The sequence below is a fragment of the Halovibrio salipaludis genome (assembly GCF_002286965.1).
GTDB classification, from domain to species: domain Bacteria; phylum Pseudomonadota; class Gammaproteobacteria; order Pseudomonadales; family Oleiphilaceae; genus Halospina; species Halospina salipaludis.
In genome coordinates, this window is sequence record NZ_NSKD01000012.1 from 1 (window position 1) to 12,949 (window position 12,949).

Consider the following 12,949-nt stretch of genomic DNA (forward strand, 5'->3'; position numbering starts at 1 on the left):
TCGGAGTCGTCCAGCAGATCCCGCTCCTGGGCCCAGTCAAGCAGCTCCTCTCGCTGGTGACCGAGCAGCATTTCAATGTCCTGGAGTTCGTCCGGGTCCGACTTTCGGATGGCATCGTTGATGCGCTTGCGTGCCGGCTCGGTCTCACGGGCCACGCGCAGGGCATGAAGGATGCGGCCGACCGGGTCTTCCGGATTCTCGGTGTGATAGACACCGCGCGGAATCCGCTCCTTGGCGCCGCCTTCCTTCACGATGCTCAGCGCCACACGCTGCCCCAGCTCGTCGTCTGGCTGGCGCAGCCGCACGCCCAGCGGGAATACCAGCACCTTCAGCGGCCAGCGCAGGGCCCTGACCGGGAAGTTGGTCACGGCCGCGTAGAGCGCTGTCTGGATATCGTAGAGAGAGCGCTGCAGACTCCACTCGACCACATCCCGCATCTCCTCGTTATAGCCCTCCTCATGCCACTGCTTGATGGAGGCGGAGGCGTAATAGAGCCCGACCAGCGCATCCGTCATGCGCCCGGTGAACCGCTGGCGCCCCTTGAGACTGCCCCCGAGGGTCAGCAGGCCCACGTCGGTCAGCACCGAGAAGGCGGATGCGAACCGCGACAGCTGCTGGTAGTAGCGCCGCAGCCCACCCTCGCTGGGTGTTGGCTGCACAAGGCCACCGGTCAGCCCCAGAACCAGGGAGCGCAGTACGTTCCGGCTGGTATGGGCGATGTGGGCGAAAAAGACGCCGTCGAACTTCTGCACCGCCTTGCCGGAATCCTCCATGCCCGCGGCTTCGATCTCCTGCACGATGTAGGGATGGCAGCGGATCGCGCCCTGGCCGAAGACCATCAGGCTGCGGGTCAGGATGTTCGCCCCCTCGACCGTGATGGCGATGGGAATGGCCTGATAGATCCGGGCCAGGAAGTTACGCGGCCCCTTGATGACGCCACGCCCGGCCACGACGTCCATGGCGTTGGTCACGACCTTGCGCATCAGATCCGTGTTGCGGTACTTGAGCAGCGCGGACGGCACCGAGGGCTTCACGCCGCGATCCAGCATGCCCGAGGTGAAGAGCCTGGCGCTGTCCATCATCCAGGTGTAACCGGCCATGGGCTCCAGCGCTTCCTGGACCCCTTCGAAGTCGCTGATGGAGCGGCCGAACTGCTCACGCACGGAGGCGTAGGAGCCGGTGGTCAGGCAGGCCATCTTGCCGCCGCTGGTACCGAGCGCCGGCAGTGAGATGGAGCGCCCGATGGACAGGCACTCCAGCAGCATGCGCCAGCCCTGGCCGATCATCTCGCGCCCGCCAATGACCTGCTCCAGCGGGATGAACACATCCTCGCCCCAGGTCGGCCCATTCATGAAGACGGTGTTCATGGGCAGGTGGCGCGGGCCGTGGTTCACACCCTCGGTGTCCGCCGGCACCATCACCGTGGTCACGCCCAGGTCGTGCTCCTCACCCAGCAGGTGGTCCGGGTCATAGACCTTGATCGCCAGGCCGATCAGCGTGGCCACCGGCGCCAGCGTGATATAGCGCTTGTTCCAGGTCACCTTCATGCCGAGCACTTCCTTGCCGTTCCAGTAGCCCCGGCAGATCACGCCCCGGTCCGGAATGGCGCCGGCATCCGAACCCGCAACGGGCGATGTCAGGGCAAAACAGGGCACTTCGTCGCCCTTCGCCAGGCGAGGCAGGTAGTACTGCTTCTGCTCATCCGTACCGTAATAGGTGATCAGCTCCCCCGGGCCCAGGGAGTTCGGGACCATCACGGTGACCGCCGCGGAGACACCCCTGGAGGCGATCTTCATGACCACCTCGGAATGCGCGGTGTTCGAGAACCCGAGCCCGCCGTGCTCCTTGTCGATCACCAGGCCGAAGAAGCCCTTCTCCCGGATGAACTTCCAGGCTTCCTCCGGCAGGTCGTAGCGCTCATTGGTGATGGACCAGTCGTCCAGCATGGCGCAGAGCTCGTCCACGGGGCCGTCGATGAAGGCCCGCTCTTCTTCAGTCAGCTTCGGGTGCGGCAGCTCCAGGAGGTGGTTCCAGTCCGGCCGGCCGGAGAACAGCTGACCGTCCCAGTCCACGCTGCCAGCGTTGAGGGCCTGCTGTTCCGTGTCGGAGAGCGTGGGCAGCATGCCGCGGACCATGCCCAGAAGGGGGCTGCTGATGAGGCTGCGCCGCAGAGGTGATGGGATGATGACCACCAGCGTGCCCAGGAGCAGCACGGTTCCGATGAAGACACTCAGCCAGTGCCAGCTGTCCAGCCAGAAGCCGATGCCCGTGGCAACGACAAGCCCGATGGTACCGAGCCACCAGTTCGCCCCGAGATAGAGCAGAACCAGCCCGGCAAGCAGCAGTAAAAGAACACTCATGGTCACCTCCTTTTTATCCGTATACCGCACCCTTGCGGTGGATAAGACCCACCATAAGCCGATCCCGGCACCTGTAAAAGGACTTTTATCAACATCCTGCTTAACCTCGCCGGGTGTTGCGCACTAGAATGGCCCCACAGTAGTAAAGGAAAGGATTTCTCCCCATGGCATGGTACGCCTTACAGCACAAACCCGCGCAGGCGGCTCGCGCACTGGCCAACCTGGAGAACCAGGGCATCGAGTGTTTCTTCCCCGAGATTGACGTGGAAACCATCCAGCAGGGCAAGCGCCGGATGCGCCGGGAGCCCCTGTTCCGGGGGTACCTGTTCATCAACCTGGAGCTGACCGACCCGGTCTGGCACAAACTCCGCTCCACTCGTGGCGTGGTGCGGGTTGTGAGCTTTGGCAACCGGCCGGCGCCCATTGCCGACGAGGTCATCGAGGGGATCCGGGAAGGACTGGAATCCGCGGCCGAGGCCGGCGGCATCCACAAGGGGGATAAGCTGGAGATTCTGGAAGGGCCCTTCCGGGGCCTGAACGCCGTCTTCCAGGAATACGACGGGGAAACCCGCGCAATGGTGCTGATCGATTTCCTGCAGAAGCAGCACCGTGTGTCCATGGACCTGGACCAGGTGCGCCCGGGCTAGATCGGGTTATCTAGGCGGTCACGCTGCGCCCGCCATCCACATTCAGCACCTGCCCGGTTACATAGGGCGCATCGCAGGCCAGCCAGGCAACGGCGCCGGCAATGTCATCCACTTCGCCGGTACGGTGCAGCGGAACCTGCTTCAGGATCGCCTGCCGTTCCTCTTCCGGCATGGCACCGCCACCCTCGCCTTCCGGCCACAGGATGGCGCCCGGCGCCACGCCATTGGCCCGCACCAGCGGCGCCATGTCCCTGGCCCAGGAGCGCGTCAGCGATGCCAGGGCTGCCTTGGTAGCACAGTAGACCGGGTGATCCGCCAGCGGGCGCTCAGCATGAACGTCGATCAGGTTGATGATGCAGCCATGCTGCAGCCTGAGTTCCTCCGCGAGCGCCTCAACCAGCAATACAGGGGCGCGCAGGTTGGTGTCCACCAGGCGCCCCCACTGCTCCATGCTCAACTCCCCCACGGGGGTGGGGAAGAACTCGGACGCATTGTTCACCAGCACATCCAGCCGCGACCAGTATTCCCGTGCCTCGCGCGCCAGTGCGTGCACCGCGTCCGGGTCCCGCAAGTCCGCCTGCAGTGCCACGGCGGAGCCGGCACGCTCGGCATTCAGGTCCGCCACCAGCGCTTCCGCATCATGGGCCCGGCCGCGGTAATGCACCACCACCCGGTATCCCCTGGCATGCAGGGCTCTTGCCGTGGCCGCGCCCAGCCGCCTGGCCGAGCCTGTCACCAGGGCCACTCCGCCGTGCTCATTCATCGTCCACCCCTCCATCAACCACCTGTTCAATCGCCTGTCGCCGGCGGGCCGCAATGGCCTCACCCAGCGCCCTGCCATGGTAGCCTTCCTTCATCAGGGCCTTGGGATCCACGGCCGCGGCCCCGGAACGGGCTTCGCGCACCCGATCCGCCGCCAGTCCATCCAGTCCACAGGCCTCCATCACCATCAGCAACTGCTCGAAGCGTTCCGGGCGCCGCCAGGCATCCGCCTTTTCCAGAAGCTTCTCCACCCAGTCCACGCTCAATGGTTTCGGCCAGCGGGGCAGCGCCGCCGAACTCACGGCAATGTCCCGGCAGCTGTTGGGCACCCGCAAGCGTTCACTGAAAGCCTGTGCGGTGTCCGCGTCCAGCGGCGCGACCAGGGCGCCAAAGCGCACCTCGGTGGCATCACTGATGCCCACCGCGCGCACCAGGGAAGCCAGGCCCCTTTCCAGCACCTCTTCCGGGGAGGCGATTTCCGGCATCACCACAGCCAGGGCGCCGCAGGCATCCAACACCTCAAAGAAGACCCTGGGGTGCGCCTCGTGAAGGGCCCGCCGTGTTTCCTGCCAGACGCGTTCGGGAACCAGGTGGTCGACTTCACCCTCCGCCACCATGGAGCGCATCAGGGCCATGGTCTCCTCCGCCACCTCGAACCCCAGGGGCGCGAGGCGCGCGGCGAAACGGGCGGTACGCAGGATGCGCAGCGGGTCCTCGGCAAAGGCCGGCGAGACGTGGCGCAGAACCCGGTCAGCAAGATCCCGTTCACCGCCGAAGGGATCCACCAGATGCCCCTCCGCATCACGAGCCATGGCGTTGACGGTCAGATCCCGGCGCTTCAGGTCTTCCTCGAGGGTGACGTCCGGTGCGCTGTGCACCTCAAAGCCGTGGTAGCCATGGCCGCTCTTGCGCTCGGTTCGGGCCAGCGCGTATTCCTCATGGGTCTCGGGGTGCAGGAAGACGGGAAAGTCCGCCCCCACCTGCTTGTACCCGGCCGCCAGCATCTGTTCCGGGGTAGCGCCAACCACCACCCAGTCCCGGTCCTTCACTGCCTGGCCCAGAAGCCAGTCGCGCACCGCGCCGCCCACTTCGTAGACCTGCATCAGATGCCTCCCTCAAAACCGAGCTGCCGCCAGGCCTCATAGACCACCACGGCCACCGCGTTGGAGAGATTCAGGCTGCGCCGCTCCGGCACCATCGGCAGGCGCATCACCTGTCCCTGCGGCAGACCGGCCAGCACATCGTCCGGAAGGCCGCGCGTCTCGGGCCCGAACATCAGGGTATCCCCCGGCTGGTAGGCCACCTGGTGATGGCCACTCGTGCCCTTTGTGGAAACCCCGAAAAGCCGCCCTTCACGCACCGGGCCCGCTTCCAGGAACGTGCTGTAATCCGGGTGGACCTCCACGCTGGCATACTCCCGGTAATCCAGCCCGGCCCGTTTCATGCGCCGGTCATCCAGCCGGAACCCCAGGGGCCGGATCAGGTGCAGCCGGCAGCCGGTACTGGCCGCCAGCCGCATGATGTTGCCTGTATTGGGCGGGATCTCCGGCTCGTAAAGCGCGATATTGAGCATTCAGCGCTCAACGGCCAGGGCCACGCCCATACCACCGCCGATGCACAGGGTTGCCAGACCCCGCTGTGCCTCGCGCCGGCGCATCTCATGCAGCAGGGTCACCAGGATGCGGCAGCCGGAGGCGCCGATCGGATGGCCCAGAGCAATGGCGCCGCCGTTAACGTTCACACGCTCCTTGTCCCAGCCAAGATCCCGGTTCACGGCAATGGCCTGGGCGGCAAACGCCTCATTGGCCTCCACCAGCTCCAGCTGGTCGATGCCCCAGCCCGCGCGTTCCAGTGCGCGGCGGGTCGCCGGAATGGGCCCGGTCCCCATGATCTCCGGCGCCACGCCGGCATTGGCGTAACCCCGGATGGTGGCCAGCGGCTCCAGGCCCAGCTCCTGGGCCTTTTCGGCGGAACAGACCACCACGGCGGCGGCACCGTCGTTCAGTGCCGACGCATTGCCCGGGGTCACGCCACCGTCCTTCTGGAACGCCGGCTTGAGAGCGGAAAGCCCCTCGGCGGTCACCCCCGGGCGGGGGTTCTCATCGGTATCCACCACCTTGGGGTCGCCCTTGCGCTGGGGGATGCTCACCGGAACGATCTCATCACTGAAGCGCCCGGCGTTGATGGCGGCCTCGGCCTTCTGCTGGGAGGCGGCGGCAAACTCGTCCTGCTCCTGGCGGGTGATGCTGTATTCGCGGGCGATGTTCTCGGCGGTCACGCCCATGTGGTAGTCATTGAAGGCATCCCAGAGACCGTCCTGGATCATGGAGTCGATCAGCTGCCAGTGGCCCATCTTCTGGCCGTTACGGCTGTTCGGCAGCACGTGGGGCGCCTGGCTCATGCTCTCCTGGCCGCCGGCAATGATCAGGTCCGCGTCGCCGCACCGGATCGCCTGGGTGGCCAGGTGCAGGGACTTGAGCCCGGAACCGCAGACCTTGTTGATGGTCATGGCGGGCACAGCCTCCGTGAGCCCACCGCCGATCGCCGCCTGGCGCGCCGGGTTCTGGCCCACGCCGGCGGTCAGAACCTGCCCGAGAATCACCTCGTCCACCTGGCTCGAGGTGATGCCGGTCTCGCTAAGCAGCTGACGGATGACGGTAGCGCCGAGCTGGGCCGCGCTCTGGCCGGCGAGACCGCCGCCGAAGGTGCCCACGGCGGTACGCCGGGCCGCGGCTATGACAACATCACGCATGGTTGAATGCTCCTGTTTCCCTGTTTTGCAGACCAGTTTACCAGATGCCGGGCCGCTTCGACCCAGATGCGGCATTGCACCGGTCCTAGTGACTGGATGAGAATAAACACCTTTCGATTTCCAGCAGCTGTTGAGGAAGGATCCAACGTGAGCGACCACATTGTCTGGCACGACCACAAGATCTCGCGTACCGAGCGCGCCAGCATCAAGCACCAGCATCCATGTCTGCTGTGGTTCACCGGCCTCTCGGGGTCCGGCAAGTCCACCATTGCCAACGCGCTGGACGTCGCGCTCTACCATGAGGGCTACCACACCTTCCTGCTGGACGGTGACAACGTCCGCCATGGCCTGAACCGGGATCTGGGCTTCTCCAATGAGGACCGGGTGGAGAACATCCGCCGCATCGGCGAGGTCAGCAAGCTGTTCGCGGATGCCGGGCTGATCGTGCTCAGTGCCTTCATTTCCCCCTTCGCCAGCGACCGGCGACTGGTGCGCAACATGTTCCCCGCCGGTGAGTTCATCGAGGTCTTCATGGACACGCCGCTGGCCACCTGCGAGGAACGCGACCCCAAGGGCCTGTACCGCAAGGCGCGCAGCGGCGAGATCCATGACTTCACCGGGATCGACTCCCCCTATGAAGCGCCGGCGCACCCGGAGATCACACTGGACACCTCCAACCTGAGCGTCGATGCCTGCGTGGAGAACCTGCTCTGCTACCTGAAGGAACGCGACCTGCTCAAACCCGGGGGTGATGCCTGACCGTCATGGACTGGGAAGCGGCGTTCACCCTGGCCACACTGGTCACGGTTCTGGGGACCCTGATCTTCACCCGGCTCTCCGCCGACCTGGTGCTGATGACGGCAATGGCCGTCATGCTGATCCTGGGCATCCTGTCCCCGGCGGAAGCACTGGCAGGCTTCTCGAACCCGGGGGTGATCACCATCGCCACCCTCTACGTGGTCGCCGCCGGACTCAAGGAAACCGGCGCCATCCAGTGGCTGGCCCGCCACCTGCTCGGTCACCCCAAGGGCACCTGGCGCGCCCAGGCTCGGCTGGTGGCGCCGACCGGCCTGATGAGCGCCTTCATGAACAACACCGCCGTGGTGGCCATGTTCATCCCGGCGGTCCAGGACTGGGCCCAGCGGCTGGGCATTCCGGCCTCCCGGCTGCTGCTCCCCCTGAGCTACGCCGCCATTCTGGGGGGTACCTGCACGCTCATCGGCACCAGCACCAACCTGGTGGTGGACGGCCTGCTGCAATCGCGCCTCGACATCCAGCTGGGTCTTTTTGAACTGGCCTGGGTGGGGGTGCCACTGCTGCTGATCGGTGGCACCTTCCTGGTCCTGTTCGCCAACCGTATGCTGCCGGACCGCGGCGGCGTCACCGAGGACCTGGACGCCGTACGCGAATACGGTGTGGAGGTGGAGGTGGACGAAAAGGGCCCCCTCACCGGCAGGACCGTTGCCGAGGCCGGCCTGCGCGCCCTGAACTACGGCTACCTGACGGAGATCGAACGTGACGGTCACCTGATCTCACCGGTGGAACCGGACCGGGACCTTCGGGGCGGAGACCGGCTCTATTTCGTGGGGGCTCCGGAGTGCGCCAGTGAGCTGCGGCGCATCCAGGGGCTGATACCGGCCAACGCCAATGTCCAGAAGCTGGAACTGGCCAACCATCAGCGCTGCCTGGTGGAAGTCGTCCTCGGCCAGGAATTCGCCGGGCTCGGGCAGACAGTGCGAGAGAGCCGCTTCCGTTCCCGCTTCAACGCCGCCATCCTCTCGGTCTCGCGCGAGGGCAAGCGGGTCAACGGCAAGCTGGGCGATATCCGCCTGCGCATGGGCGACACCCTGTTGCTGGAAGCCAGCCACGAGTTCGTGGAACAGTACCGCTTCCGCCGCGACTTCCTGCTGGTCAGCGCCCTCAACGACTCCACACCGCCTGACTTCAGCCGTGCGCCGGCAGCCCTGGGCATCCTTGCCGGCATGGTGGCCTTCAGTGCCAGCGGCCTGCTCAGCATCATGGAGGCCGCCTTCCTCGCCGGCGGTGCCATGATCCTGTTCGGCTGCACCAGTGCCTCCCGTGCGCGGCGCAGCCTGGACCTGCCGGTGCTGGTGATCATCGCCTCGTCCTTTGCGCTGGGCAACGCCATGGACCAGACCGGCGCGGCCCAGTGGGTGGCCGGCAGCCTGCTTGGCAACAGTGATATCTCACCCTGGATGGCCCTGGCCATCATCTATCTGCTGACCGCCCTGTTCACCGAGGTCATCACCAACAATGCCGCCGCCGTACTCATGTTCCCCATCGCCCTGGCGATCTCCGAGCAGCTCGGGGTGAACTTCCTGCCCTTCGCCATCGCGGTGATGTTCGCCGCCAGCGCCAGCTTCATCACCCCTCTGGGCTACCAGACCAACCTCATGGTCTACGGCCCCGGTCGCTACCGGTTCACGGACTACATGCGCATGGGGATTCCGCTGAGTCTGCTGGTGGCCGCCACCGCCATCACGCTGATTCCGCAGATCTGGAGCTTCCAGGGGTAACGGCCTTTACCCCCGCTCCTCCCCGTAGGCAAAGCGCCGCCACAGCCATTCGGCGAGGCCGGTCCGCCAGCGCCGCAGCCAGAGGGGCGCGACCACCAGCAGCATAAGCCAGACCGCCAGAATGAACTGCAGCTGCACCAGCCGGGGCGTGGCCTCAAAACGTTCGCCGGTGTAGAAGAACGCCGTGCCCAGCACCGAACACAGCAGATAGGCACTGAGCGCCAGTTTGCCCAGGGCCCTCAGGCGCTCCAGAAGTCCGCTGAAAAGGCCACGCTGAAGCGCCAGCATCACCAGGGAGCCCCAACCCAGCGCCACCAGCGGGCCGCCCCAGATATTGAACTGGCGGCCGGCGTAGAGTGACTCCGCCATGCGCCACTCGTGGCTCATGTTGTAGAGCACACCCCACTGGCACAGGGGAATACCGATACCGAACCCCAGCAGCGCCAGCCGCCGGTAGGGCGACTCCGGCCAGTGACCGGAAAAGAATCCACCCCGGTAAAGCGCCATGCCCACCAGCATGAGCGCCAGCACACGCCAGCCCGACTCGGTCAGCAGCATGCTCGGCCAGCTCTCGAACAGCACCATGAGCCGGTGCTCGAACTGGGCAAGCCAGCCACCACGATAGGCCTGGATCTCCTGCTGGACGAGCGCGGAATCCGCACTCCAGAACTGTTGCCTGAAGGACTCATACTCCCCCGCGGGGAGCCAGTTGAGGAGGCCGGTCATCAAGAGGGCGAACCCGAAAGGCACCAGATAGAACAGCAGCGCCCAGCCCAGCAGACGTGTCGGCGGCAGATGCCGGAAGCGCGCGGCGACCAGCCCCACCACGGCGTACAGCAGCAGGATGTCGCCGTACCAGATGAAGACCAGGTGCCCCAGCCCGATGAGAGCCAGCGCCCCCATACGTCGCCGCAGAACCCGGTCCACCTTCCCCCCTTCAGCGCCGAGCCGCTCCCCCTGGATCACCAGCCCCGCCCCGAAAAGCGCGGCCAGCAGCGGCATGAAGCTGTACTCGAACAGCAGATGGGAAACAAACCAGACCCAGAATTCCACCCCCTCGAAGCCGCCCATCACCCCGGGGTTCAGCTGGGCGGTGGAGACTTCGGCAAAGGCCCGGACGTTGATCACGAGGATGCCCAGTATGGCGAATCCACGCAGTACATCGAGGCTGGCTAGGCGTTCCGGGCGTTGAGACATGCCCCAATTCTGATGTGCGCGCACCCACTGTCAAATATTTCCCGCCCAGGACAGTATCGGGTACCCTTCCTGCATGCTGCTCACCAAAATCATCGCCGCCCTGCTCAGCCCCCTGCCCCTGGTTGGTCTCATCCTGCTGGCGGCCTGGGGCCTGCGCCTCCTTAAACGGACCCGGCTGGCCGTTACGGCGGCCTGCATGGCCGGAATCCTGTTCCTGGTATTCTCTGTTGAACCACTGGCCCGCTGGCTGATCCTGCCCCTGGAGTCCCGTTATGAGCCCATCACCCAGCCGCAGGCCTTCACCAATGTCCGCTGGATCCTGGTTCTGGGTTCCAGTGCCTCGGAGGACGCGGATGCTCCGCCCACGACCCGCCTCAGCGGCGTCGCCAGCCTCCGCCTTGCGGAAGGGCTGCGGCTTCAGAACGCCCTTCCGGAAAGCACCCTGATCCTCTCCGGCGGCAGTGTCTTCGGGGATGCCCCCAGTGCCACGGTCATGAGTCGCGCGGCGGTCGAGATGGGCGCGGACCCGGAGCGCCTGCGTATCCACCCCAACCCACTGAACACCCGCCAGGAGGCCGAGTTCATGCGGGAGGCCGTGGGTGAGGCGCCCTTCCTGCTGGTCACCTCAGCCTCGCACATGCCCCGGGCCATGATGCTCAACCGCAAGGCAGGCCTGAACCCCATTCCCGCACCAACGGCCCGGCGCGCCGCAGGCACCGCGCTGAAGTCCGATCCCGCTTTCTGGTTACCCTCGGCAGGTGCCCTGGAGATGAGCGAGCGCGCGATCCACGAGTACCTCGGCATTGCCTGGGCCTGGATGGGGGGTCATATCTGACATGCCATACCTAGATGCGAGGAAGCCTTTGTGGAGCCAGGGCGGCTCCTATCCGATCAGCCCCATAGGCAGCGGCCCCAGGACTAGAATGGGCCGTTGGCGTGAGACGTCGTCCCGGCTTCCCGCGGCTTTGGTCGCCCTGGGCCTGGGTGCCCTGAGCGTCCCAGGCCAGGCCGAGCGTGTTTTCCCGGCAGAAGCCATCGCCAGGTGGGAGCATCACAGCTTCACCGGCGAAACGGATTACGAACTGGTCACCGTTGATGGCCGCAGGGCCGTCCGCGCCACCTGCAACGGCGACTCCGCATCGGGGCTGTACCTGGAGGAACCCATTGATCTCAGCGAAACGCCCATCATTGAATGGCGCTGGCGGGTGGACTCCGTCTACAGCGATATCAACGAGCAGAGTCAGGAAGGCGACGACTTCCCCGCCCGCATCTACGCCGTCCACGAACCCACCTGGCTGCGCTGGAAAACGCGGGCCCTCAACTACGTCTGGGCCAGCGGGGAGCCGGAAGGCAGCAGCTGGCAGAATCCCTTCCAGTCCCGCGCCCGGATGGTGGCGGTGAACTCGGGACCGCCCGAGGATGGCGCCCAATGGCAGACCGTCACCCGGGACCTGCGGGCCGACTTCAGGCGCCACCACGGCGAGGTGCCGGAAGAGCTCACGGCCCTTGCCATCATGACCGACTGCGACAACCACGGCGGCAGCACCCGCGCCTGGTATGGGCGGATCCGCCTGAAGAGCTCGGACGAGCGTTTTGCGGACTGAGTCACATTCGGGCATGATGCGGTTCATGACATCATCCAATGGTAAAAGAACCCCTTCCATGCTGCGGCTTTGCGCTCTCGCCATCGCCCTTCTCGCCCTCACCGGCTGCTCCGATGAAGCCTCATTCCCCGGCGGCGGCAGTGAGTTCTATGCACAGCCGGAGTGGGCTGACTATCGCGAGCAGGCCAGCGACAACGGTTATGAACCCGGTCTCTCGGACTGGCGCCACATCCCAGAGCTCACGCCCCAGGAATCCCTGGAGGCCTGCGATGATGCCCGGAGTGCCGTGGAAAGCTGGGCGGAATCCCGGGACCTGATCGGAGCGGACCGCAGTGAGCGGCTGACAATTGATATGCGCACCCGCCAGGAAGCGGACGGCAGCGTGACAGGCCTGCTGCAGCGCTGGGGGTTCCGGGATGATGCCGTGGCGGGTGTCGACCACCGCCTCCGGCTGACGGAAACCGCCGGATGCTGGGAAGTCGAGAGGGTGGAAGCCCGCCACTACTGCCGTCGTGGGCTGGAGGACGGGCTCTGCCGCTGAGCGGCGGTCAGTGGTTCTGCTGCTCCGCCTCGCCGGCCTGTTCCTGGCGGCGGCGTTCCAGCGCCTGCTGGTAGATGGCATCGAAGTTGACCGGCGCCAGCATCAGGGGCGGAAAGCTGCCCTTGGTCACCAGCGTATCCACGGATTCCCGGGCGTAGGGGAAGAGCACGTTGGGGCAGTAGGCGCCCAGCATCTGGCCCTGGCGGTTCTCGTCGAAATTGCGCACCACGAAGATGCCCGCCTGCTGCACTTCCACAATGTAGGCGGTCTTCTCACCGATCTTCGCCGTCAGCGTCAGCTGCAGCACCACCTCGTACTGGCCTTCTCCCAGTGCGGTATGGCTGGTATTGAGGTCCATGGTGACCTCGGGCTTCCACTGCTCCTGGAAGATGGTCGGCGTGTTGGGCGCCTCGAAGGAGCTGTCCTTGATGTAGACGCGCTGCAGCGCGAACTGCGGCTGGTTCTCGTCGCCCTGCTGGCCGCCCGCGGCGCCAGCCTGTGTGTCGTTGTTCTCGGCCATTGCGTTATTCCTGTCTATTGTTACTGCAC

At 65.7% G+C, this 12,949-nt stretch carries 13 protein-coding genes; 6 read left to right on the plus strand and 7 right to left on the minus strand.

The window, feature by feature from the left end; all coding sequences use genetic code 11:
* Positions 1 to 2,360: acyl-CoA dehydrogenase (locus CK501_RS15700; RefSeq protein WP_143421465.1), on the minus strand; the 2,360-nt coding region annotated here is incomplete at its 3' end.
* 164 nt (positions 2,361 to 2,524) lie between these two features.
* On the opposite strand from CK501_RS15700, the gene rfaH reads away from it, so the two are divergent.
* On the plus strand, positions 2,525 to 3,007 hold the full coding sequence (gene rfaH / locus CK501_RS15705; protein WP_077529355.1) for a transcription/translation regulatory transformer protein RfaH: 483 nt from the start codon (positions 2,525 to 2,527) through the stop codon (positions 3,005 to 3,007).
* A gap of 10 nt (positions 3,008 to 3,017) precedes the next feature.
* Here the strand turns inward: rfaH and CK501_RS15710 are convergent, their stop codons facing one another.
* From CK501_RS15710 to CK501_RS15725, 4 genes are read right to left on the minus strand one after another with little or no spacing between them, the layout of a single operon-like run.
* A complete protein-coding gene (locus CK501_RS15710; protein ID WP_095618690.1) occupies positions 3,018 to 3,770 on the minus strand; it encodes a pteridine reductase in 753 nt (250 codons plus the stop codon).
* Positions 3,763 to 4,872, minus strand: coding sequence for a multifunctional CCA tRNA nucleotidyl transferase/2'3'-cyclic phosphodiesterase/2'nucleotidase/phosphatase (locus CK501_RS15715; protein ID WP_095618691.1), 1,110 nt, complete (start codon positions 4,870 to 4,872; stop codon positions 3,763 to 3,765). The genes CK501_RS15710 and CK501_RS15715 overlap by 8 nt, the downstream gene beginning before the upstream one ends.
* Complete coding sequence (gene trmL, locus CK501_RS15720) at positions 4,872 to 5,342, minus strand: tRNA (uridine(34)/cytosine(34)/5-carboxymethylaminomethyluridine(34)-2'-O)-methyltransferase TrmL (RefSeq protein WP_095618692.1); 471 nt, start codon at positions 5,340 to 5,342, stop codon at positions 4,872 to 4,874. Before trmL ends, CK501_RS15715 begins: the two co-directional genes overlap by 1 nt.
* Positions 5,343 to 6,521: an acetyl-CoA C-acetyltransferase gene (locus tag CK501_RS15725; protein WP_095618693.1), complete on the minus strand. Its 1,179-nt coding sequence runs from the start codon at positions 6,519 to 6,521 to the stop codon at positions 5,343 to 5,345.
* A gap of 96 nt (positions 6,522 to 6,617) precedes the next feature.
* On the opposite strand from CK501_RS15725, the gene cysC reads away from it, so the two are divergent.
* Positions 6,618 to 7,280, plus strand: a complete 663-nt coding sequence (gene cysC, locus CK501_RS15730; RefSeq protein ID WP_233128928.1) for an adenylyl-sulfate kinase — start codon at positions 6,618 to 6,620, stop codon at positions 7,278 to 7,280.
* Positions 7,281 to 7,285: 5 nt separating this feature from the next.
* Complete coding sequence (locus CK501_RS15735; RefSeq protein WP_095618695.1) at positions 7,286 to 9,058, plus strand: SLC13 family permease; 1,773 nt, start codon at positions 7,286 to 7,288, stop codon at positions 9,056 to 9,058.
* 6 nt (positions 9,059 to 9,064) lie between these two features.
* On the opposite strand, the gene CK501_RS15740 is transcribed toward CK501_RS15735, so the two are convergent.
* Positions 9,065 to 10,255, minus strand: coding sequence for a DUF418 domain-containing protein (locus tag CK501_RS15740; RefSeq protein ID WP_095618696.1), 1,191 nt, complete (start codon positions 10,253 to 10,255; stop codon positions 9,065 to 9,067).
* 73 nt (positions 10,256 to 10,328) lie between these two features.
* Here CK501_RS15740 and CK501_RS15745 point away from each other — a divergent pair, with 73 nt between their 5' ends.
* The 3 genes from CK501_RS15745 (at position 10,329) to CK501_RS15755 (ending at position 12,400) form a co-directional block, all read left to right on the plus strand.
* Positions 10,329 to 11,090, plus strand: coding sequence for an ElyC/SanA/YdcF family protein (locus CK501_RS15745; protein WP_095618697.1), 762 nt, complete (start codon positions 10,329 to 10,331; stop codon positions 11,088 to 11,090).
* An 88-nt stretch (positions 11,091 to 11,178) separates the two neighbouring features.
* Entirely contained in the window at positions 11,179 to 11,859 is a 681-nt protein-coding gene (locus tag CK501_RS15750; protein ID WP_095618698.1) for a DUF3047 domain-containing protein, read from the plus strand.
* Between the two features lie 25 nt (positions 11,860 to 11,884).
* Positions 11,885 to 12,400 (plus strand): hypothetical protein, encoded by a 516-nt coding sequence (locus CK501_RS15755; protein ID WP_143421466.1) that lies wholly within the window; start codon positions 11,885 to 11,887, stop codon positions 12,398 to 12,400.
* A gap of 7 nt (positions 12,401 to 12,407) precedes the next feature.
* Here the strand turns inward: CK501_RS15755 and secB are convergent, their stop codons facing one another.
* Positions 12,408 to 12,920, minus strand: a complete 513-nt coding sequence (gene secB, locus CK501_RS15760) for a protein-export chaperone SecB (protein ID WP_095618700.1) — start codon at positions 12,918 to 12,920, stop codon at positions 12,408 to 12,410.
* Positions 12,921 to 12,949: the final 29 nt, after the last annotated feature.